Annotated in this window: 18 protein-coding genes and 1 pseudogene; 13 read left to right on the top strand and 6 right to left on the bottom strand. The window is 67.2% G+C overall.

Annotated elements, in window-relative coordinates; all coding sequences use genetic code 11:
- The first annotated feature begins 151 nt into the window (after positions 1–151).
- The 5 genes from AC56DV_RS31160 to AC56DV_RS31140 all read left to right on the top strand — a co-directional run bounded on the left by AC56DV_RS31160 (position 152) and on the right by AC56DV_RS31140 (position 6,990).
- Positions 152–1,300 carry a response regulator gene (locus AC56DV_RS31160; RefSeq protein WP_496318071.1) on the top strand — a complete coding sequence of 383 codons (1,149 nt, stop codon included), beginning with the start codon at positions 152–154 and terminating at the stop codon, positions 1,298–1,300.
- A gap of 6 nt (positions 1,301–1,306) precedes the next feature.
- Complete coding sequence (locus tag AC56DV_RS31155; RefSeq protein ID WP_496318070.1) at positions 1,307–5,011, top strand: PAS domain-containing hybrid sensor histidine kinase/response regulator; 3,705 nt, start codon at positions 1,307–1,309, stop codon at positions 5,009–5,011.
- Positions 5,012–5,103: 92 nt separating this feature from the next.
- Complete coding sequence (locus AC56DV_RS31150; RefSeq protein WP_496318069.1) at positions 5,104–5,658, top strand: hypothetical protein; 555 nt, start codon at positions 5,104–5,106, stop codon at positions 5,656–5,658.
- Positions 5,655–6,179 carry a DUF4123 domain-containing protein gene (locus AC56DV_RS31145; RefSeq protein ID WP_496318068.1) on the top strand — a complete coding sequence of 175 codons (525 nt, stop codon included), beginning with the start codon at positions 5,655–5,657 and terminating at the stop codon, positions 6,177–6,179. Before AC56DV_RS31150 ends, AC56DV_RS31145 begins: the two co-directional genes overlap by 4 nt.
- A 64-nt stretch (positions 6,180–6,243) precedes the next feature.
- Positions 6,244–6,990, top strand: coding sequence for a DNA-binding protein (locus AC56DV_RS31140; protein ID WP_496318067.1), 747 nt, complete (start codon positions 6,244–6,246; stop codon positions 6,988–6,990).
- A 47-nt stretch (positions 6,991–7,037) separates the two neighbouring features.
- Here AC56DV_RS31140 and AC56DV_RS31135 read toward each other — a convergent pair whose 3' ends face one another.
- On the bottom strand, positions 7,038–7,748 hold the full coding sequence (locus tag AC56DV_RS31135) for a DUF6901 family protein (RefSeq protein WP_496318066.1): 711 nt from the start codon (positions 7,746–7,748) through the stop codon (positions 7,038–7,040).
- Positions 7,749–7,811: 63 nt separating this feature from the next.
- Complete coding sequence (locus AC56DV_RS31130) at positions 7,812–11,024, bottom strand: di-heme oxidoredictase family protein (RefSeq protein WP_496318065.1); 3,213 nt, start codon at positions 11,022–11,024, stop codon at positions 7,812–7,814.
- Positions 11,025–11,280: 256 nt separating this feature from the next.
- On the opposite strand from AC56DV_RS31130, the gene AC56DV_RS31125 reads away from it, so the two are divergent.
- The 4 genes and pseudogenes from AC56DV_RS31125 to cysC all read left to right on the top strand — a co-directional run bounded on the left by AC56DV_RS31125 (position 11,281) and on the right by cysC (position 13,342).
- The gene (locus AC56DV_RS31125; RefSeq protein WP_496318064.1) at positions 11,281–11,616 is read left to right on the top strand and encodes an ArsR/SmtB family transcription factor; all 336 of its coding nucleotides are present in this window, start codon (positions 11,281–11,283) and stop codon (positions 11,614–11,616) included.
- Positions 11,573–12,025, top strand: a pseudogene (locus AC56DV_RS31120) (SRPBCC domain-containing protein); the annotation flags it as partial. The gene AC56DV_RS31125 and the pseudogene AC56DV_RS31120, both read left to right, overlap by 44 nt.
- Positions 12,026–12,073: 48 nt before the next feature.
- Entirely contained in the window at positions 12,074–12,730 is a 657-nt protein-coding gene (locus AC56DV_RS31115; protein WP_496318510.1) for a glutathione S-transferase family protein, read from the top strand.
- Between the two features lie 9 nt (positions 12,731–12,739).
- Positions 12,740–13,342: an adenylyl-sulfate kinase gene (gene cysC / locus AC56DV_RS31110; RefSeq protein ID WP_496318063.1), complete on the top strand. Its 603-nt coding sequence runs from the start codon at positions 12,740–12,742 to the stop codon at positions 13,340–13,342.
- Positions 13,343–13,352: 10 nt separating this feature from the next.
- Here cysC and AC56DV_RS31105 read toward each other — a convergent pair whose 3' ends face one another.
- From AC56DV_RS31105 to AC56DV_RS31090, 4 genes are all read right to left on the bottom strand, one after another.
- A complete protein-coding gene (locus AC56DV_RS31105) occupies positions 13,353–14,186 on the bottom strand; it encodes an arginase family protein (RefSeq protein ID WP_496318062.1) in 834 nt (277 codons plus the stop codon).
- Positions 14,183–15,460 carry a sulfotransferase gene (locus AC56DV_RS31100; RefSeq protein ID WP_496318061.1) on the bottom strand — a complete coding sequence of 426 codons (1,278 nt, stop codon included), beginning with the start codon at positions 15,458–15,460 and terminating at the stop codon, positions 14,183–14,185. Before AC56DV_RS31100 ends, AC56DV_RS31105 begins: the two co-directional genes overlap by 4 nt.
- Positions 15,461–15,465: 5 nt before the next feature.
- On the bottom strand, positions 15,466–16,158 hold the full coding sequence (locus tag AC56DV_RS31095) for a methyltransferase (protein WP_496318060.1): 693 nt from the start codon (positions 16,156–16,158) through the stop codon (positions 15,466–15,468).
- Between the two features lie 112 nt (positions 16,159–16,270).
- Positions 16,271–17,008 carry a substrate-binding periplasmic protein gene (locus AC56DV_RS31090; RefSeq protein ID WP_496318059.1) on the bottom strand — a complete coding sequence of 246 codons (738 nt, stop codon included), beginning with the start codon at positions 17,006–17,008 and terminating at the stop codon, positions 16,271–16,273.
- A 217-nt stretch (positions 17,009–17,225) separates the two neighbouring features.
- Between AC56DV_RS31090 and AC56DV_RS31085 the strand changes: the two genes are divergently transcribed.
- The 4 genes from AC56DV_RS31085 to AC56DV_RS31070 all read left to right on the top strand — a co-directional run bounded on the left by AC56DV_RS31085 (position 17,226) and on the right by AC56DV_RS31070 (position 20,930).
- Positions 17,226–17,663: a hypothetical protein gene (locus tag AC56DV_RS31085; RefSeq protein ID WP_496318058.1), complete on the top strand. Its 438-nt coding sequence runs from the start codon at positions 17,226–17,228 to the stop codon at positions 17,661–17,663.
- A gap of 79 nt (positions 17,664–17,742) precedes the next feature.
- A complete protein-coding gene (locus tag AC56DV_RS31080) occupies positions 17,743–18,141 on the top strand; it encodes a hypothetical protein (protein WP_496318057.1) in 399 nt (132 codons plus the stop codon).
- Positions 18,142–19,518 (top strand): TolC family protein, encoded by a 1,377-nt coding sequence (locus tag AC56DV_RS31075; RefSeq protein ID WP_496318056.1) that lies wholly within the window; start codon positions 18,142–18,144, stop codon positions 19,516–19,518.
- 2 nt (positions 19,519–19,520) lie between these two features.
- Complete coding sequence (locus AC56DV_RS31070) at positions 19,521–20,930, top strand: multicopper oxidase family protein (protein WP_496318055.1); 1,410 nt, start codon at positions 19,521–19,523, stop codon at positions 20,928–20,930.
- The last annotated feature ends 65 nt before the right edge of the window (positions 20,931–20,995 follow it).

Raw genomic sequence — 20,995 nt, 5'->3', positions numbered from 1 at the left:
TGTCGCCGATTAGACGCAGGCGGGCGCCGGTTGTGACAGCCTGCCCCGCATATCCTTCGCTAAGCTGATACATAGCCGGGCGCCGATGTGGCAAGCGCTCTGGTATGCTTTGTGGAAAGCTGACGAGTTAATCAACAGTGAGGGCCGGACCATGTCACACCCACTCGACTTCATGCAAAAGCCGTCGGTCCTGATCGTGGACGACACGCTGGACAATCTGACCCTCATGTCCGGGCTGCTCAAGAATCTGTACAGGGTCAGGATCGCCAACAGCGGCGAGAAGGCGCTCAAGCTGGTGCAGGGCGCCGCGCCGCCGGACCTGATCCTGCTCGACATCATGATGCCTGAGATGTCCGGACACGAGGTGTGCCGGATACTGAAGCAGGACGCCGCGACAGCCCGCATTCCCATTATCTTTCTTACCGCGCTCACCAGCACCGAGGAAGAAAAAAAGGGACTGGAGCTGGGCGCCGCCGATTTCATCACCAAGCCGGTGAATCCGCCCATCCTGCTGGCACGAGTGGCTACGCAACTGCAAGTGAAGATGGCGGCCGATTTTCTGCACGACCAGAACGAATTCCTCGAAACGGAAGTGCAGCGGCGCGGCCGCGAGCTGGCCGCCATCCAGGACGTGACCATCCTGGCCATGGCCTCGCTGGCCGAAACGCGGGACAACGAGACCGGCAACCACATCCGCCGCACCCAGCACTACATCCGCGCACTGGCGAACGCGCTGCGCGGCCATCCGCGCTTCGCCGCCTTCCTCACCGAGCACACCATCGGCTTGCTGTTCAAGTCGGCGCCGCTGCACGATATCGGCAAGGTAGGCGTGCCGGACCGCATCCTGCTCAAAGCCGGGCGGCTGGAGCCGCACGAGTTCGAGATCATGAAGACCCATTGCCGGCTGGGCCGCGATGCCATCGCCCGCTCCGAGCAGCAGCTGGGCACCGAGGTCTCCTTCCTCAGGTTCGCCAAGGAGATCGCCTACAGCCACCAGGAAAAGTGGGATGGCAGCGGCTACCCGGAGGGTTTGAGAGGCGATGCTATTCCGGTATCCGCCCGCCTGATGGCGGTGGCCGACGTGTATGACGCCTTGATCAGCCGGCGCGTGTACAAGGCGCCCATGCTGCACGAGCAGGCGGTCGCCATCGTCCGCGAGGGGCGCGGCAGGCACTTCGATCCCGACATCGTGGACGCCTTCCTGGCCGTGGCCGGCCAGTTCCAGGAGATCGCGCTCAGCTTTGCCGACAACGACAGCGAGGCGGCTGGCGCGGAACCCTTGAAGCACGTTCCGGGTTGAGCCGGCGTGGCGACCGCAAGCAAACCGCACGCCACCGATCATCCCTGGGTGGCCTGGACGCTGGCCGGCGCCGTGGCCTGCGCGGTGGCGGGCCTGACGCTATGGGGCGACCACGAACTGCGCTCGCACCAGCGGCTCAAGCTGCTGCAGACCGAAGTCCAGCGCAGCAGCCTGGAGATGATGTCGGTCACGCTGAACGGCGACCTGATGGGCGCGGTATCGCTGCTCGGCCTGATCGACCCCACCGTCAAGGCCGACGCGGGCCAGGGCGGCAACGCCGCCTTGCCGGTGCTGACCCAGGTGGCGCAAGCCTACGGCGCAGACGGCGTGTTCGTGGTGGGCCCGGACGCGAAGGTGGCGTCGTCGTGGGACAATTCGGGCAAGCCGTCCACCGGCGTGCAGGTGGGCTTCCGCCCCTATTACAAGATGGCCATGCAGGGCAAGGCGAATGTGTACGCGGCGGTCAGCATGGCGCGCGGCGACCGCTCGCTGTACTTCGCCGCGCCGGTATTCGCCGGGCAGCAAAAGGCGGCGTCCGGCATAGGCGCAGTCGTGGCGCGCACCGGACCGGAGCGGGTGGACGGGCTGCTGGCGCGCAAATTCGACGCCGGCCTGCTGCTCTCGCCGCAGGGCGTCGTGTTCGCGTCCAGCCGGCCAGACTGGGTGGGGCGGATGGCAGGCCCGGCCACGCCCGGCCGGCTGGCGGCGATCCGCGAGCTGAAGCAGTTCGGCGCCAGGTTCGACCGGGAAGCGCCCGCGCAGCTGCCGCTGGATCCGTCCACAGGCCTCAAGACACTGGACGGCAAGCGCTACGCGCTGGCCCTGGCCGGTGTGGACTGGAACGATCCCTCCGGCGACTGGACGCTGGTGGCGCTGGAAGACCTGTCGCGCAGCGCGCCCTGGGGGGACGGCGCCGTGCCGGCCGCGCTGGCGGGCCTGATGGCGCTGGCCTTGACCCGCATGGGCTTGCAGCTCGCGCGCAGCCGCCGCGCCCAGCAAGCGGCGGAGAGGGCAGGCCGCGCCAGCCAGCAGAACATCGAGCGGCTGCTCAGCGAGCAGGAAACCATCTTCCGCAACGCGCCCAACGGCATCCTGTACACGGCCGACGGCGTGATCATCCGCGCCAACCAGCGCGTGGCCGACCTGCTTGGCTACAGCCTGGAAGAGCTGGTGGGCCAGCCGGGCAGCTGCATCTACGCCTCGCCCGAGCAGTACCGCGAGTTCGGGAACATGGCCGGCCCCGTGCTGCTGGCGGGCAAAGTCTTCAGCACCGAATGGACATATGTCCGCAAGGACGGCGCGCCCCTCATGGCCTCGGTCTCGGCGCAATCGATCAGCGTGGCCGGCCACCAGCGCGCGGCGATCTGGATCATCGAAGATATTTCGGCGCGCAAGGCGGCCGAGGACGAGTTGCGGCAGGCGCGCGAACACGCCATGGAGGCCACCAGGTCCAAGAGCGAATTCCTGGCCAATATGAGCCACGAGATCCGCACGCCGATGAACGCGATTATCGGCATGAGCTACCTGGCGCTGCAAACCGAGCTGGACAAGAAGCAGCGCAACTATATCGAGAAGGTGCACCGCTCCGGCGAGAACCTGTTGGGCATCATCAACGACATCCTGGACTTTTCCAAGATCGAGGCCGGCAAGCTGAACATGGAATCGATCGACTTCCACCTGGAAGACGTGATGGACAACCTGGCCAGCATGCTGGGGCTGAAGGCCGAGGACAAGGGGCTGGAGCTGCTGTTCAGCACGGCGCCCGACGTGCCGACCGCGCTGCGCGGCGACCCGCTGCGCCTGGGCCAGGTGCTGACCAACCTGGGCAACAATGCCGTCAAGTTCACCGAGCGGGGCGAGATCGTGGTGGGCGTGGAAACCACCGGCGAGGAGCCGGAGGACGTCGAACTGCATTTCTGGATACGCGACAGCGGCATCGGCATGAGCGCCGAGCAGTGCAGCAAGATGTTCCAGAGCTTCAGCCAGGCCGACGCCTCCATCACCCGCAAGTACGGCGGCACCGGGCTGGGCCTGGTCATCTCCAAAAACCTGGTGGAGATGATGGGGGGACGGATCTGGGCGGAAAGCGAGCCGGGCAAGGGCTCCACCTTCCATTTCCACGCCCGCTTCGGGCTGCAGGAGGCGCCGGAGCCGCGCCACATGTTCCACGCCGACGAATTGCGCGGGGTAAGGGTGCTGGTGGTGGACGACAACGCGGCGGCGCGGGACATTCTGTCGGCCATGGCCGGTTCCTTCGGGCTGGAGGTGCACCTTGCCGACAGCGGCGGGCAAGCCCTGGCCATGGTGCGCCAGGCCGAGAAGTACCAGCGGCCTTACGACCTGGTGCTGATGGACTGGAAAATGCCGGGCATGGACGGGGTGGAAACCATACAGCACATGCGCGCCGACAATTCGGTGCAGGCGCCCACCGTGATCATGGTGACCGCGTACGGCCGCGAAGAAGCGCTGGGCTCGGCGGCCCAGCACGGCGTGGCGCTGCCCACGCTGCTCACCAAGCCGGTGACCGCGTCGACCCTGCTGGAAGCCATCGGCGAATCGCTGGGCAAGGGACTGGCGGTGTCACGGCGCGCGGAAATCCGGGCCGACTTGCATGTCGAAACCATGGCCAGGCTAGCCGGCGCCAGGGTGCTGCTGGTGGAGGACAATGAGATCAACCAGGAACTGGCCGTGGCGCTGCTGGAAAGGGCCGGCGTGGAAGCGGTAGTCGCGGGCAATGGCCAGGAGGCGCTGGATGTGCTGGCTGCGCTGCCGGAGGAGGGCGGCGGTTTCGACGGCGTGCTGATGGATTGCCAGATGCCGGTGATGGATGGCTTCACGGCCACCCGCGAGATACGCCGCATCGCACGCCACAAGGACTTGCCCATCATCGCCATGACCGCGAACGCCATGGCGGGCGACCGCGAGAAGGTGCTGGCGGCCGGTATGAACGACCACATCGGCAAGCCGATCGAAGTGGGCCAGATGTATGCCACCATGGCGAAGTGGATCGAACCCAAGGCCGGCGCGCGGCCAATGGCGGCGCCAGCGTCGTTCGCGCCGCCGGCGCCGCCGGTGCAGCTGGCAGGCGGCCTGCCCGAACTGCCGGGCATAGACACCAAGGCGGGCATGGCAGGCACCATGAACGACCAGAAGCTTTATCTGCGCCTGCTGGCGCAATTCAGGGACAAACAAGGCACTTTCGCCGACGTGTTTGCGCTGGCATGCGAGGACATCGACCCCATGGCCGCCACGCGCACCGCCCACACGCTCAAGGGCACCGCCGGCAGCATCGGCGCGCACGGCGTGCAAGCCGCCGCCGCCGCGCTGGAACTGGCCTGCCAGACCAGCGCAGGAGATGCGCTGATCAAGGCCTTGCTCGCCGAGACGCTCGCGCAACTGGCGCCGGTGATTGCGGGACTGCGCGCGCTGGAGGGGCTGGAGGCGCTGGACCTGCCGGGCGGACCGGGCCGGCAGCAGGCGCCGGACAGCGCCGCCGGCGCCGGCGCGCACGCCATCGATCTGCAGCCGGGCATCGAGCGCCTGGCGCGGCTGCTAATGGATGGCGACATGGACGCGGCCGCCCTCATCGACGAGCTGGAGCCGCTGGCTGCGGGCGGGCCGATGGCGCCGCTGCTGAAGCGGGTGGCCGAACTGGTGGCGGACTGCGATTTCGACGCGGCGCTGGCGGTCCTGTCGCAGGAACACGCGTAAGGCAGTAAACGGGCTGAGTGGAGAGAATTGGATAGAATTGACTAGCATGAAAGGTGAAAGAATAGACATCATCTTCACCTTGCGCGCTCCCCATGAACGTCTGCCTCTCGGACCACCCGGACCGGCTTGAACTCAGCATCTTCCGCGCACGCGGCGCTTACGGCGCCGTGGCGCACGGCAGCGCGCAGGAGGTGTACCGCTACATCAAGGCGCGCACCAGCCGCATCGGTGCGACCGGCGAATTGCGCGAGCTGCTGGCGAAGCAGGGCGCGCGCAACCTGCAATCGGACGAAGACGTGCTGCGCGAGGTGGCGTCGCAGGTGATGCTGGGGCGCTTGTTCCTGCTGCTGGGCGAGCAGCGGCCGGCCGTCAGCCCGGGAGTCGGCGATCCCGACGCGCCGCCGGCGCCGGCCGAACGCCCCAAGCGGCCCGCCGTGTCCCCGCCGCCGCCGTTGCCGCCGCCGCGCAAGGCCGCGGCAACCGAGGCCCCGCCTCCCGAGCCCGAAGTAACGGCAGCCCTGGCGCAGGACGTGCAGGCGGAGGCGCTGGAGCAGGCGGCCAAGGACGGCACGCCGTTCTGCGAGGTGTGCGAGAAGGCCAAGGCGGCAAGGGAAGCTGCGGCGGCGGACGCCGGGGCGGCCGCATGAGGGCCGTAGCGGATCCTGCGCCCGAGCTCGACGCGGCAATTGCCCAGCTTTGGCCGCGCGGCGACAGTCTCAGCGCGCCGCAAGTGCACATGTTGGCCGACGGCGCGCGCGACGCGGCCATTGCACCGATGATACGGTTCGGCAAACTCGACTTCGACTGCCTGTTCGCGGAACCGCTGACGCCGCGCCTGCGGGCGGCGGCGCCTTACCTGGTGCACCTGGCGGCGGCGTCGGCCCAGTCGCGCGAGATGCTGCGCCGCTGCGGCAACGAACATTGGGGCATCCTGATTTCCGCGCCGCCGCACATCACCACCCGGCAGTTGCGGCTGCATTTCAAAAAGCTGCTCTGGGTGCACGACGAGCAGGGCCGCAAGCTGAACTTCCGCTTTTACGATCCGCGCGTGCTGAGCGTGTACCTGCCGACCTGCACCCAGGAGGAGCGCGACATTTTCTTCGGCCCGGCGGAGGCGCTGTACTGCCTTAAGGGACAGCAACTGCGCCGCTACACACGCCGCGCTTGATGCGCCCTTCGCCGTACTGTAATATGTAATTACGTATTACGTAATACATTACAGGAGATGGCGCATGGCACGGACGGGACTCGAGAAAGCCGATGTACAACGGGCGCGCGACAGCCTTGTCGCACAGTCGCAGTATCCTTCCGTCGACGCGGTCCGCATTGCGCTCGGCAATACCGGCTCGAAATCCACGATACACAAGTATCTGAAGGAGCTGGAACAAGAGCAGGGCGGGGCGCCACGGCAAAATACCATCAGCGATGCCTTGCAGGACCTGGTTGCGCGCCTGGCCGCGCGGCTGCACGAGGAGGCCGATGGTCGCATCGCCGCCAAGGCGCTCGAATACGAGGAAGCCCGCGCACGCCTGGAAACCGAACTGGCGCAGGCGCGCACCGAAGCGGCCGCCCTCGCGCAAGTGCGCGCGCAGCTGCAAAGCGAAACCCTGGCGCGCCACAAGGCCGAACAGCAAGTGGACCACCTGACGGAGCGGCGCGAACATGTGCAGGCGGAGCTGCGCAAGGCGCAGCAGGCCTTGGCGCTGAAGCAGGAGGAGCTGGCGCACGCGAAGCAGGATGCGGCCAAAGCGGCGGCGGAACTGGCGCATGCGCGGGTAGCGGCATACGATGCCCAGCGCTTGGCGCGCGAACAGGAGGCCAGGCTGGGGCAGATGCGGGAGATGGAGCTGGAGCTGGCGCGGGCGCGCGCGACGGCCGAAGGCCAGGCGGGCCTGGTGGCCGAGCTGCGCAGTATGCTGCAAGACCAGCGGGATAGCCTCAAGCACGCCGCGCCCAAAGGCGGCCGGAAGGGCGCCTAGCCCGGCGTTATGCAGGCGCCGGGCGCAAGGCGTCGCTGCAGGGACGGCTAAAGGGACGGCTCAAGTGGAGGCTCAAGGGGTGAGTCAGCCACGGCCGTCGGCCTGAACTTGTCCTTGATTTCATCCAGTTGCTCGTCGATGGAGAAGGGCAGCACCTTGGCCAGCAGGTCCAGCAGCAGGAAAGCGTTGATGGCGCCGTCCGCGGTGATGGCGTGTTTCAGCCGCTTGGCCATGCCGGCGTTGACGGTCTGCAGCGCCAGGTAGCTGGCCTTCAGGCCGTCCAGTTCCCAGTCCGCTATGCCGCCTTCGCGCTCGATGAAGTACTGGGCCAGCAAATAGGTGGACGTGGCGCGGTAGATGGTTTCCTCCTCGGAGGCGAACGGCAGGTGGAAATGCGCCATGGGACGCAGGAAGTCCACGCGCGGACAGGCGCTGCTGGCGGACAGCAGGCCCATCAAGGCGCCCACGCCGCGCTGCACCGTCGTATCCTTGCTCACCGTGCGCTCGGGCGTCTCCACCCGGACTTCGACCTGGTCGTACGAGCGCAGCGCGCCGACCATGGCGACCAGCGGCACGAAGCGCACTGCCATCGGGCAGTGCGGCGTGCCGCCCGGCTGCAGCGGGCAGTTGGCGCATTGCTGGAATTCCAGCGCGGTCCAGGCGGGCAAACCGGCAGGGTCCGTGCCCGGATCCGTATCGACCGCGCATGAGGCGGTGTGGCCGTCGGCAAAGCGGAAGTGGTAGAGCACATTCTGCATGGCTGTTCCTGGAGGCGCTGGCTAGCCCCCAGTGTATCTCCCCACCGCCGCTTTCTCAACACATCACAGCGACTTCAGGAATGCCAGCAAGGCTTCGCGGTCCGTCTTGCTCAGCCCTTCAAAGCGCTGGCGGGCGGCGTTGGCCTCGCCGCCGTGCCACATGACGGCCTCCGTCAGGGTGCGCGCGCGGCCGTCGTGCAGGTAGCCGGCCTTGCCGCCGCTGCCCATCACCTTGTCCGTGTAGCCGATGCCCCACAGCGGCGCCGTGCGCCACATATTGCCCTTGGCCTGGCCTTCCACCACCTTGTCCGCCAAGCCTTCGCCCATGTCGTGCAGCAGCAGGTCGGTGTACGGGCGGATGGTTTGGTTGCGCAGTTCGGCGAACAGGTGGCCGCTGCCGGTCTTCATTTCCACCGTATGGCAGGCGGCGCAGCGCATGGTCTGGAACAGCTTCGAGCCGGTGTTGATCTGCTGTGCGTCCACGCGGTGCTCGTCCATCGGCGCCACGCCTTTCGGGAAGCCGCTCGGGATGCTGCGCTGCGCCGGCACGGCCACCAGCGCCAGGTAGCGCGAAATGGACTGCAGGTCCGCTTCCGTGATGCCTTTCTGCGGGCTGGCCGTGGCGCAGCCTGCAGGATCGGTGCTGCAGGAACGGTTGGGGTAGACCGGCGAAGTGACGGCCATGTCCTGCAGCAGCGCGGCGGCGGTCTGGTGGCGCAGCGAGGCCTTGGAGGCTTTCCAGCCGAAGCGGCCCAGCCGCACGGCGCCGCTTTCCGGGTCGAACACCCAGTTCGGCACGCCCTTGACGCCGTCGGCATCCGGCGTGGTGCCGGCGCGCGACAGGATGTCCACCTCGGGCACGGCTTCCAGCAGGCCCGCGCCTATCATCGGCTGGGCGGCGCGCAGCGAGTACATCTCAGGCACCGTGCCCTCGAAGGCCAGCGCCGGCTTGCGCAGCTCCACCGCCGTGCCGTCCGCCAGCTTGGCGGTGCGGGTTTCGAAGCCCGCCACGCGCACGCCGGTGCCCCAGTTCTGCGGCGCGCCGCTGGCCGAGATGGCGTTCATCTGCACCGCGGCGCCGTACAGCGGATGCGGCACTTGCTGGCCGGCCGCGTTGGTGGCTGCGACCCGCACCGACATGGTGTCGAGCAGCTGGTTGGCGGCGAACGGCGCCGGGCTGCGGCCGTTGTTCACGTGGCAGCCGATGCAGGCCGACTGGTTGAAGCGCTGGCCTTGCAGGCCCACCGCCGCCGTGTAGCGGTCGTTGCCAGGCTCGTTGTGGTCGCCAGTGGTGAAGTTGGTGTGCACCAGGCGGCGGCCTTCAACAAAGCGCTGCACGTTCTGCATGCCGATGTTGTTGTGCGGCTGCTGGAACATGAACAGGCCGTTGTCGGAGTAGTTGTAGGACACCGAACCGTCGCCGCCGGACAGCGTTTCGGCCGGCAGCGGCACCGAATTCAGGCGCGGCTGCACGCCGTACCAGGGGCGCAGGCCCTGGCCCACTACGTAGATCCATTCGGCCGAGTAATAGCGCACGCCGCCGTTGTCGCCCTTGGACTGCATCGATTCGGTGGTGCTGAACATGGACGGCGACACCTCGATCACGTCGCCCACCACCAGCGGACGGGCAGGGATGTTCTGGCCGTTCGGGAAGCCGTTGGCGTCGAGCGCGGTCATGCCAGGGTAGTTCTTCACCTGGATGGTGCAGCCGCCGTTGATGCCGTCGGGGTTGCTGAGGCGGTTGTTGGCCGGGTAGGCGATGGGCTTGCAGATGTCGATGTTGTCGTTGATCAGCTGGCCGGGCGCCATCCAGCCGTACCCGGTGACGCCGGGCCGGTCGATGGCGCGGAAGAAGGCCACGCCGCCCTTCAGGAAGTCCACCGTGGTGTACTGGTTCACGGTAAGCGTGGGCTTGGTGACGCCGGCCACGCGGCTGTTGTCGATCACCTCCACGCCCCAGGTGCGGTTCTTGAAGTACTGCGGCACGAAGGTCAGGTAGTTGCCCGGGCCTTTGTCCACCGCCAGGCCGGTGACCGGGTCCACGGTTTCGTTCGGGCCGTAGCCGATTTCATTCCATTCCTCGCCGCGCTCGCGGCCGTGGCGGGCCAGGCCGCGCGCGCCGAAGCGGGTCACCAGGGTGCCGTCGGCCAGCGTGAACTGCAGCGTTTCGATCGGTTCGGCGGCGGCAGGCAAGGGCGCCCAGCCGGCGCCGCTGGCCGGGAACTTCAAGGCCGAGGTGGCGGAGGTGGACAGCGAATTGTCGCTGCCCGGTGTTTTGAACTCCACTTCGAACAGCGAGTAGCCGTAGTTGGTGGCGCGCGCGATGCCTTGCAGGCGCACGTAGCGGGCGTGGATGCCGAGGTTGAAGAATTCCTCGGTGCCGCCCTGGCCGTTGCCCACGTAGCGCGCTTGCGACCAGGTTTGGCCATCGTCGGACACCTGCAGCGCGTACTGCTTGCCGTAGGCGTTCTCCCATTGCAGCTTCATGTAGCCGATGCGGGATTTGGCGCCGAAGTCGAACTGGATCCAGGCGCCGTTGTCGGCCTTGCTGGCCCAGCGCGTCGCCGGTTTGCCGTCGATCGCCTGGGCGGCCGACAAACCGCCGTTTTCCGGCTCGGAGGAAGTCGCCGCAACCGGTTTGAGGACCACGCCGGGTAAAGTGGTGTCGATCGGGCCAGGGTCTGGCTGCGGCTGCGGGTCCGGCTCGGGCTGCGCCACGGTGCCGCCGGAGAAGGCCTGGATCTCGAAGATGGAATAGCCGTAGTTGGTGGAGCGCTTCACGCCCTGCATGCGCAGGTAGCGGCCCTGGCCGGTGAGGCCGGTCCAGTCTTCGGAGCCGCCGGCGCTGCTGTCCACGGCCTTGATAGTGGTCCAGCTGGCGCCGTCTTCCGAGGTTTGCAGCAGGTACTGCGTGGCGTGCGCGTTTTCCCATTCGATGCGGACGCGGTTGATGGGGACGGAGGCGCCGAAGTCCAGCGTCAGGGACTGGTCGTCCGAGAAGCCGCTGCCCCAGCGCGTGCTGGCGTTGCGGTCGATGGCCGCAGCGCCGCCCAGGTCGCCGCGTTCGGCCGAACTGGCGGTGGCGCCAACCGGCGTCAGTTCCACCTCCGGCGCCGCGCTGGCCATGCCCCGGAAGGAGCCGCCGCCTTGCTTGCTTGCGCTGGTAATGGCCGCTTCGCCGGTCCCGCCGCTCCCGCCGCTGCCGCCGCATGCGGCCAGCAGTAAAGTTAGGGCGAGAGGTAGCCCCTGGATTGTTGGATTTCTTCGATACGGCATGTGGTGCATGCTACCTCCCCATGAAACAGTTTCAAGTTAATAATGACAACCATCATATTTACTTGCCAAGTAAAAGCCGCTTTTTGAGGGCGGCTTCTGATGTGAACGTAATGGTTACCGAGAACTTCCTGTACGGCAACTTTTGGTAACATATCTTGTGTCATCGGCCATGTCAAGCGATTCACATTGTGTGAAGCTTATTGACCACGCGGTTCCCGCATGCTAACTTAACCAAATGGTTAAATACGAAAGCCAATTGGATGCGGTCTTCACGGCCCTGGCCCACCCGGCCCGGCGGGCCATGCTGGCGCGCCTGTGCCAGGGGACGGCGACGGTGGGCGAACTTGCCGAGCCGTTCGACATGTCGCTGCCCGCCGTCACCAAGCACCTCAAGGTACTGGAGCGGGCCGAGCTGATCAGCCGCAGCAAAAGTGCGCAGTGGCGCCTGTGCCGCCTGGAAGCGGCGCCCTTGGATTCGGCATCCGGCTGGATAGAGGAGCAGCGCAAGGTGTGGGAGTCGCGGCTGGACCGCCTGGAAGGCTACCTGCATGTCCTGCAAAACGAGAAAGGAAGAGACAATGGCAACGAGTGAGCGCGAACTGGTGCTGCAACGGGAAATGGCTTTTCCCCGCGAATTGATCTGGAAAGCCATGACCGTGCCCGAGCACGTGAACATGTGGTGGGGACCGGATGGCTTCCGCAACGAGAATGTGACCATGGATTTCCGCGTTGGCGGCGCCTGGACCTTCGACATGGTGGGACCGGACGGCACCCGTTATCCGAATCACGCCGTGTTCAAGGAAATTACGCCGCCATCCCGGCTGGTGTATGACCAGGGCGACGGCTCGCGGGTCTGGTTCGAGGCCAGCATCGTCCTTGAGGAGACTGCGGCCGGCACCCTGATCACCCTGCGCCAGCTCTACGACAGCCAGCAGTCGCGCGACGAGGTGGTGGAGAAGTACGGCGCCATCGAGGGCGGCAAGCAGCACCTGGCCAAGCTGGAAAACTACCTGGCGGAACACGGCGACGCGCTCGGCGCGGCCGGCGCGCTGTTGGCGCTGTACGGCCATCCATTTTCCTCCTACACCCAGAAGGTCCTGGTCGCGCTGTACGAGAACGGCACGCCGTTCGAATTCCGCTGCCTCGGGCCGGATACGCCGCAGCACGCGGCGGAGTGGCAGCGCCGCTGGCCGCTGCACAAATTCCCGCTGCTGGTGGACGGCGGGCGCGACGTGGCCGAGAGCAGCATCATCATCGAGTACCTGCAGATGGCGCACCCCGGGCCGGTGCGGCTGCTGCCAACGGACGCGGCGGCGGCGCTGGACGCGCGCTTCATGGACCGCTTTTTCGACCTGCACGTGATGACCCCCATCCAGCACGCGGTGGGCGGCGCGCTGACCGGTGTCCCGGCCAAGAGGGAAGAGGCGCTGGCCTACGCCACCGCCAAACTGGAACGCGCCTACGCCTGGCTTGAGCAGCATCTCGCCGGCAAGACATGGGCCTGCGGCGCGGAATTCACGCTGGCCGATTGCGCCGCCGCGCCGTCGCTGTTCTATGCCGACTGGACGCACCGGATTGCCGCCAGCTATCCGATACTGCAGGCTTACCGCGCGCGCCTGCTGGCCCGCCCGTCCTTCGCGCGGGCAGTGGAAGAGGCGCGACAGTTCCGGCCTTTGTTCCCACTCGGCGCGCCGGATCGCGACTAGAATAGGGGAATGCTTACACACCATCTCCAGTCGCAGACTGCCGCGGTCAGCCGCCGGCAACGGGAAGAGCGCAACGGGCACCGGGGCGCCGTGGTCTGGTTCACCGGCCTGTCCGGCGCGGGTAAAACCACGCTGGCGCACGCGGTGCAGGAGCACTTGTTCCTGCAGGGCTGCCAGGTCTACGTGCTCGATGGCGACAACCTGCGCCAGGGCCTGTGCTCGGACCTGGGATTTTCCGCGCAGGACCGCAGCGAGAATATCCGCCGCGCGGGAGAAACGGCGGGCTTGCTGGCCGATGCCGGCATCATCGTGCTGGCCGCATTCATTTCGCCATTCAACGCCGACCGCGACCGCGTGCGCGCACGCCTGCCGGCCGGCGATTTCATCGAAGTCCATTGCGATTGCCCGCTGACCGTGTGCGAGCAGCGCGACGTCAAGGGCCTGTACCGCCGTGCGCGCGCCGGCGAAGTGGCGCAGTTCACGGCCATCTCCTCGCCTTACGAGGCGCCCGTCAATGCGGAACTGGTGCTGGACACCGCGCGGCTCGATATTCCGGAGTGCGTGGAACGGGTGCTGGCGAGCTTGCGCGAGCGCTCGGTGGTTGCGCCCTGAGCATGCCGCGCTAGTCCGGCAGCAGCACCCGCAGCAGATCCAGGCAGGCGCGCGCCGCCTTGCCGTCCGTGTCCTGCTCCCCATGCCAGGACGAGACCGACACCGCCACCACCCGGTATGCGCGCAGGCGCTCGAACAGCGCCGCCATCTGCTCCAGTCCCGGGCCATTGGGCACATGGTATTTCAGCGCCGGCATGCGCTGCGACTCGTCCAGCACATCGGTATCGAAATGCACGTACAGGGTTTCTTGCGGCGACAGGTGCGACAGCACGTCGTCCCATTCGCTGTGCACGATGGCGGACGCGCGCAAGGCTTCGTCCTCGCCGGGATCCAGGTCGCGGGCGTCGGACAGCACGATGCGCTCTTCCGGGTAGGGCCGCGCGCCCACCTGTGCGCGCATGGCGGCGATGCTGTCGCGCTGCTCCTTGCGCCGGTCTGGACGGCCCACCAGCATGGCCAGCGGCATGCCGCCCAGGTATTGCGTCTGCGTGGTGGCCCAGGTGTGGAAGTCGCCGTGGGCGTCCAGCCACAGGATGCGCTGCGGCTCGCGGCCGGCCTGCTGCAAGCCAGCCAGCATGCCCATGGACGACACGCAGTCGCCCGAAATGCTGACCGGGATGTCGCCGTCGGCCACCGCCAGGCGCACCTGCCCGGCCAGCAGCGCGTAAATGGCGCCCATGCTGCGCAGCTGCTCGTTCTTGTCCGCGATGCTGACGGGGACCGGCTCCGGCGCGGTGATCACGTTCCATGGCTTGTCGTCCAGCGCCGCCACGTTGCGCAGGCCGTCGCGCCATTGGCCCATCAGGTAAGGCACCAGCAGCCGCCGTATCGGGGCGCCGCTCATAGCCAGGCCTCCGGCTCCGGGCTGTAGCCCAGCTCGCGCATGGTGCTCGCCACTTCCGGCAGCGCGGCCAGGGGCTCCAGCAGCACGCGGCGCTTGCGCCAGCGGCCGGGGGCGGGCGTCTCGGTGGCCATGATGACCGGCAGTTCGCGCCCCGGCTGCAATGGCGACGATGACGGCATGGGCTGCAAGTCCAGCCAGCCGCACACGCGCGCCAGCGTGGCCGCAGGGTCCGCCAGGAAGTCTTCAAAGGCGATGCGGTATGCCGCCACGCCGCTGTCCAGGATGTGGCGGTGGCAGGACAGCCACTGGTTCAGGCACACCAGCTCCAGGCTGCTCTCCGCGTAGGCGCGCCAGTTGGGCGGCAGGTCGAACTTCCACCAGCGGCGGCCGAATTCGCAGAAATTGGAATAGCCTTCGATGGCCAGCTCCGCGCCGGCCTGCGCCATGTCGTGCGAGAAGAAACCGATCGGCGACAGCCAGCCGTCCATCAGGCCGTTCACGCTTTGCGCGTAGCCGCGCGTCAGGTGGATGTGGCGCACGTCCGCGTTGGGGAACAGCTGCTGGTACAGGCCGGGGCGGTAGGCGTCGGACGGCGTTTTGAACAGCAGCACCTTGCTGGCGGCATCGGCCTCGGTGCAGCGGCGCCGCCGCAGGTCCGGCACCACGAAGGGCGGTTCCTCGATCTTGGCCGCTTCCGCAAAGGGGCGGAATGCGCCGGGGCCGATCTTGCCGTCGTAATAGTCCAGGCGCCAGCGCTCGGGACCGAACACCCCGCCCAGCACCGCTTGGGAGATTTCCTGCTGCGTCATGCGGGCGCCCCGGCCCCACGCCTGCTCGCAGGCGCTGCCGAGGGACGCGGCCAGCATGCGCTGCAAGCCGGCGTAGGCCTCCTGTGTGGCGAACAGCGCGGGAAACTGCAGCAGCAGCCTCTTGGCCCAGCGCTGCTGCAGTTCGGCCAGCGGCGCAAGATGCGCAGTGGCGATGGTGAGGCCGTCAAAGATATTGTCGGCCAGCGTGTCCGCATTCGCCAGCCGCGCGATGGCGTCGCTGCTGCAAGCCGCATCCCGGCCGAAGCCGTTGCCGCTCAGGGACAGATAGGGTTCCGCCTCGCCGTCCAGGGCCGCCACGTCGGGATGGCTGGCCAGCGCAGCCTTGAACAGGGTGGAGCCGGAACGCGAGCTGGTGAGGATGACCGCCACGCGGCGCACCGTGGCGCGCCATGGCGCGTGGGGCACGGCGCGCAGGGCGTTGACGCTGGCGAGCAGGCTGTCCATTTCCGCTAGGCGGACTTGGCGCGCCGGAACAGGAAGGCGTAGAACTGGCGCTCCTCGGCCTCGCCGGGAACGCTGCTGGCCAGCAGTTCGATCTCGAAACCGGCTTCCGCCGCCAGCCGTTTGACTTCGTCCACGTCGCCGAAATTCGAATGCGAGAAGTAGATGCGGCCGCCCGGCTTCAGGTATTTGCCGGCTTCGCGGAAGAAGCGGGTATTGGTCTGAAAGGCAGTGTCCCACTGCGAGCGCGCCACCACGTCGTGCGCAGGCTTGTTGCGGAAGGGGAGGTTGGCGGTGATGACGTCGAACTGCTCGTCGCCCACTTCGTCGAACAGGTCGGAACGGCGCACTTCCATGATGCTATCGAAGCCGTGTTCATGCGCGTTGTGGGTGGCGCTGCGCACTGCGGCCGGGTTGATGTCCAGCGCCAGGACGCGGCCGGCCTGCCCGTAACAGCTGAAGATGGCGATGACGCCGGAGCCGGTGCCCACATCGAGCACGCTCTCGCCGGGCTCGATGCGGAAGTTGCGCACCAGCGGCTGGCTGTCGAGGAAGGGCCAGAACGTGTCTGGATAGACGTGGAACTTCTTGCCGAGGTAGGTGATGGTGCGGCCTTCGTCCGGCACCTCCTTGAAGGCCTTTTGACGGCTGCGCTGCCAGCGGTCTACCTTGACTTCGTTGACGGGCAATGTGGATTCCATGGCAAGCTCCGGCAGTTCGACGTGCACCATACTACCCACGCAAAATCGCAGGCGCAAGCGCGCACGACAGACTGTGCAAGAACCCTACAACTTGCAAAACGAGAGTGTTTGCCTACATGTTCGGGGCCGGCGAGCCTGTGCCAGAAGCGTGCGGCGGAAACCACTTCTTCTGCAGCGCGGCGAAGGTGCCGTTGGCCTTGACCGCCTCCAGGCCCTTGCGGAAGCGTTCTACCAGCACATCGTCGGTCTTCGGGCCGAAAGCCATGTAGCTGCCGCCGCTGCCCAGCTCCGCCAGATGGAGCGCGCGGACCAGTACCTGTGACGGGTCGCCCCCTTCGCGCCGCACGATATCCACCGCCACCATCTCGCTCATGGCCCAAAGGTCGATGCGTCCCAGTTTGAGTTTGTCATACGTGGTTTTCGGCAGGGCGTTGCCGTGCAGGTGGCGGCCTTTGACGAAGCCTTTCGATTCCAGGTATTGTTCGCGCGCGTCGCCATTGATGGTGCCGATCTTGTAGCCAAGGGCGGCACCAAGATTGTCGAGCTTCAGTTTGCGGTCGCGCAGGGCGAACAAGTAGGAGCTGTCCGGCGGCGAGACCACGCCGACCCACTTGAACAGGTGCTCGCGCTCGGCGGTCCGCATGATGGAGAAGATCAGCACGTTCTCGCTGTGCAGGGCGGTGGCGTAGGCGCGCGCCCAGGGCATGATGTGGAAGCTGGCGGGCACGTCGATTTCCTTGAGGACGGCCTCGACGACCTCGGTGCTGAAGCCGGTGACCTTGCCGTTCTCCCAAAAATTGACGGGGCGGTTTTCCTCCGTTACGCAAGTAACTGTGATTGTCGCGTTCACGGTGGTCGCCAGGCATAGCAACACCCACCAAAGCAGCAGGCGAAGCATGTTCACTCCCGAGTTCTGTGGCGCGTCCATTGTACGCGTGTTCCAGCTGGCAACCTGCAGCTTGCAATGAAAAAGCTTGACCTTCCCGTCGTGGGAAGGTGTATGTTATGCTTGTGTTCCACTCGCCCGCCTTGCCATCGATCGGCCCACTGCTGTACCATTTGCACTCATGCGCATATTGATCCGTTTCCTGTTGTGGATGTTGATTGCAGCCTTGCCGCTGCAGGGGAACGCGTTCGCCGGCATGCCTTGCGCGGGCATGGCCGGGGCCGCCGTGGCCGATAGCCGGCATTGCGCCGAGGCGTCCGATATGGCCGCCATGCCTGACATGGACGATATGGCCGATTCTCCCGGCGGTGCCGGGCACGCCGCGCCGGCAACCGGCGACCAGCACTGCGCCGGCCATGCCAATGGCGGCGAAGCTGCAGACAGCCATGGCAAGTGCAGCCAGTGCGCCAGTTGCTGCACCGGCGCGGTGGCGCCGCCCGCCATGCCTACCCCCGTTTTCCCCGCTGCATTCCCGACCGTTGCGCCGTCCGCAGCCGAAGCTGCAATGATCGCCCACGTCCCGGCCACGCCCAAGCGGCCGCCGCGCACGGCCGTCTAAGGCTGTTATCGGCGCGGGCTACGGCCCGCATTGCCCGGCGCTGCGGCGGCGGGCTGTCATCCTCCTTTGAAAGAACATCATGAATCGCTTCAGTTTGCTGCTTTTGGCAGCCGCTGGCGTGCCGTTGCTGGTCCACGCACAACCCGCCCATAAGCCGGCAGCTGTGACCGACGCCAACGCCGCCGTCCCGGCATTGCAATACCGATCCGTTTTCACCAGCCAGCCCGCCGCGACGGAACCGGCACCCACGCCCGACAAGGTGTGGATCCAGGCCAACCAGGACGTTGCCGGCGGCTCTGGCCATGGTGGCCACGGCGCGCATGGCGGTCACGGCGCACACGGCGGCGCGGCCGCCATGCCAGCCCCGGCGCCGGCCTCGCCGGCCAGCCAGCCCAAGCCCGCCCAGCCGCCGGCGGCCGACCCGCACAAGGACCACAAGGACCACAAGGGGCACGACATGAAGATGAAAGGTCACTAAATGCAGAACTTACCTATACACGCGCTGGGCCGCATGGCGGCGGCGCTGTCGGCGGTGCTGCTGGCGGGCTGCGCCAGCCTGTCGCCGGACGGGGGACTCAACGACGTGTCCCGCCTGACCCAGGAACGCATCGGCCAGCCGGCCGCCTTCACCAAGGCAGCCGCGCAGGATACTGGCGCCGGCGGCGCGCAACTGCAATCCCTGCTGTCCAAGCCGCTCAGCGCGGACACGGCGGTCCAGATCGCCTTGCTGAACAGCCCGGCCCTGAAAGTGTCATTCGCCGAATTGGGCCTGTCGGAAGCCGAGTTCGTGCAATCCGGCCGGCTGCGCAACCCGAGCTTCGGCTTCAGCCGCGTGCGCGGCGGCAGCGACAAGGAGATCGAGCGCAGCATCGGCTTCGACATCGCCGGCCTGCTGACCCTGCCGGCCCGCCACCGTATCGAACAGCGCCGCTTCGAACAGGCCAAGCTGCAGGCGGCTTCGCGCGCCGTCCAGCTGGCGGCGGACACCCGCCGCGCCTACTACGTGGCGGTGGCCGCCGCGCAATCGGCCGCGTTCGCCGAACAGGTGCGCGGCGCCGCCGACGCATCTGCCACGCTGGCGGCCAACATGGCCAAAGTCGGCAATTGGAGCAAGCTGGACCAGGCGCGCGAGCGCGCCTTCTACCAGGACGCGCAGACCCAGCTGGCGCGCACCCGCCACGAAGCGGCCGCCAGCCGCGAGCGCCTGGTCCGCCTGCTGGGCCTGTGGGGCGAGCAGCAGAACTTCACGCTGCCCGACCGGCTGCCGGACCTGCCGGCGCAGCCGCAGGACGCCGGCAACGCCGAAGCGCGCGCGCTATCGCAGCGGCTGGACGTGCTGGCCGCCCGGCGCGACGTGGACGCCACCGCCGCCGCGCTCGGCCTGAGCAAGGCCAGCCGCTTCATCAACGTGTTCGACGCCGGCTACACCAACAAGAGCAGCACCGGCGCGCCGCGCGAGAACGGTTACGAGATTGCGCTGGAATTGCCGCTGTTCGACTGGGGCGGCGCCAATGTGGCGCGTGCCGAAGCGGTGTACATGCAGGCGGTGCACCGTACGGCGGACGCCGCGGTGCGGGCGCGCTCGGAAGTGCGCGAGGCGTATTCGGCCTACCGCACCACCTACGATATCGCGCGCCACTACCGCGACGACGTGGTACCGCTGCGCAAGCAGATTTCAGACGAAGTCCTGCTGCGCTACAACGGCATGCTGGCCAGCGTGTTCGAACTGTTGGCCGACTCGCGCGAGCAGCTGGCGAGCGTCAACGCATCCATCGAAAGCCAGCGCGACTTCTGGATCGCCGAGAGCGAGCTCCACTCCGCCATCAACGGCGGCGGCAACAACGAAAGGAACTAAGCATGATTTCACGTCGAGACTTTTTCAAGGGCGCCGGCGCGGTGGCCGTCAGCGCCGCAGCGGTCAGCAAGGCCGGAGCGGCATCGCTGCCTGAAGCCATGCTGATGGACAGCGCCAAGACCGTGGTGCCGCCGCCGCCGCCCAACGGGCGCCCGTTCAACCCGGTAGTCACGCTGAACGGCTGGTCGCTGCCATGGCGCATGAACAACGGCGTCAAGGAGTTCCACCTGGTGGCCGAACCGGTGGTGCGCGAGCTGGCGCCCGGCATGAAAGCCAACCTGTGGGGCTATAACGGCCAGTCCCCCGGCCCGACCATCGAAGTGGTGGAAGGCGACCGCGTGCGCATCTTCGTCACCAACAAGCTGCCCGAGCAGACCAGCGTGCACTGGCACGGCCAGCGGCTGCCGAACGGCATGGACGGCGTGACCGGACTGACCCAGCCCGGCATCGCGCCCGGCAAGACCTTTGTCTACGAGTTCGTGGCCAAGCGGCCCGGCACCTTCATGTACCACCCGCACGCCGACGAAATGACGCAGATGGCCATGGGCATGATGGGCTTCTGGGTGACGCATCCGAAAGACCCGTCGCTGCACGCGGTGGACCGCGACTTTGTCTTCCTGCTGAGCGCCTACGACGTGGAGCCGGGCAGCTACACGCCCAAGACCAACACCATGCTGGACTTCAACCTGTGGACCTTCAACAGCCGCGTGTTCCCGGGCATCGATTCGCTGCACGTGCGCCAGAACGACAAGGTGCGCATCCGCGTCGGCAATCTGACCATGACCAACCACCCGATCCATATGCACGGCCACGAGTTCACGGTGACCGGCACCGACGGCGGCTGGACGCCGCCCGGCTCGCGCTGGCCGGAAGTCACCACCGACATTGCGGTGGGCCAGATGCGCGCCATCGAGTTCGTGGCCTCCGACCTGGGCGACTGGGCGCTGCACTGCCACAAGTCGCACCACACCATGAACGCCATGGGGCACGACGTGCCGAACCTGATCGGCGTCGATCATCGCGGCGTGGCCGAGAAGATCAACAAGATCGTGCCGGACTACATGGTCATGGGCGAGAAGGGCGGCTCGATGGGCGGCATGGAAATGCCGCTGCCGGAAAACACGCTGCCCATGATGACGGGGGAGGGGCCGTTCGGCGGCGTGGAAATGGGCGGCATGTTCACCGTGCTTAAGGTGCGCAAGGACCAGAAGCGCGGCGACTACTCCGACCCCGGCTGGTACAAGCACCCGGCCGGCACCGTCGCCTACGAATGGACCGGCGAGCTGCCCGCGCCGCAGCGCAGCGCCAATGCGGGCGGGCAGTCCATGCCGCTGGTGAAAAAGCCGGACGTCGAAGTCACGGTGCGCAAGCCGTCCGGCCGCAGCGGCAACGGCGGCCATAGCGGCCACTAGGTCGTACCAGGTAGTGCAGCTACGCGGCGTGGCCCGTCTTGCGGCGGCGGGCCACGCCGGCCGGC

The sequence above is a fragment of the Massilia sp. BGA-UO-ETr-WB1 genome, from assembly GCF_059567845.1.
The sequence above is the reverse complement of the archived record's forward strand: the minus strand, read 5'-3'. Positions and strand labels throughout refer to the sequence as shown.

Coding starts and splice junctions, on each gene's coding strand:
- AC56DV_RS31160 (WP_496318071.1), top strand. CDS start 152: ATGTCACACCCACTCGACTTCATGCAAAAGCCGTCGGTCCTGATCGTG.
- AC56DV_RS31150 (WP_496318069.1), top strand. CDS start 5,104: ATGAACGTCTGCCTCTCGGACCACCCGGACCGGCTTGAACTCAGCATC.
- AC56DV_RS31145 (WP_496318068.1), top strand. CDS start 5,655: ATGAGGGCCGTAGCGGATCCTGCGCCCGAGCTCGACGCGGCAATTGCC.
- AC56DV_RS31140 (WP_496318067.1), top strand. CDS start 6,244: ATGGCACGGACGGGACTCGAGAAAGCCGATGTACAACGGGCGCGCGAC.
- AC56DV_RS31135 (WP_496318066.1), bottom strand. CDS start 7,748: ATGCAGAATGTGCTCTACCACTTCCGCTTTGCCGACGGCCACACCGCC.
- AC56DV_RS31130 (WP_496318065.1), bottom strand. CDS start 11,024: ATGCCGTATCGAAGAAATCCAACAATCCAGGGGCTACCTCTCGCCCTA.
- cysC (WP_496318063.1), top strand. CDS start 12,740: ATGCTTACACACCATCTCCAGTCGCAGACTGCCGCGGTCAGCCGCCGG.
- AC56DV_RS31105 (WP_496318062.1), bottom strand. CDS start 14,186: ATGAGCGGCGCCCCGATACGGCGGCTGCTGGTGCCTTACCTGATGGGC.
- AC56DV_RS31100 (WP_496318061.1), bottom strand. CDS start 15,460: ATGGACAGCCTGCTCGCCAGCGTCAACGCCCTGCGCGCCGTGCCCCAC.
- AC56DV_RS31095 (WP_496318060.1), bottom strand. CDS start 16,158: ATGGAATCCACATTGCCCGTCAACGAAGTCAAGGTAGACCGCTGGCAG.
- AC56DV_RS31085 (WP_496318058.1), top strand. CDS start 17,226: ATGCGCATATTGATCCGTTTCCTGTTGTGGATGTTGATTGCAGCCTTG.
- AC56DV_RS31080 (WP_496318057.1), top strand. CDS start 17,743: ATGAATCGCTTCAGTTTGCTGCTTTTGGCAGCCGCTGGCGTGCCGTTG.
- AC56DV_RS31075 (WP_496318056.1), top strand. CDS start 18,142: ATGCAGAACTTACCTATACACGCGCTGGGCCGCATGGCGGCGGCGCTG.
- AC56DV_RS31070 (WP_496318055.1), top strand. CDS start 19,521: ATGATTTCACGTCGAGACTTTTTCAAGGGCGCCGGCGCGGTGGCCGTC.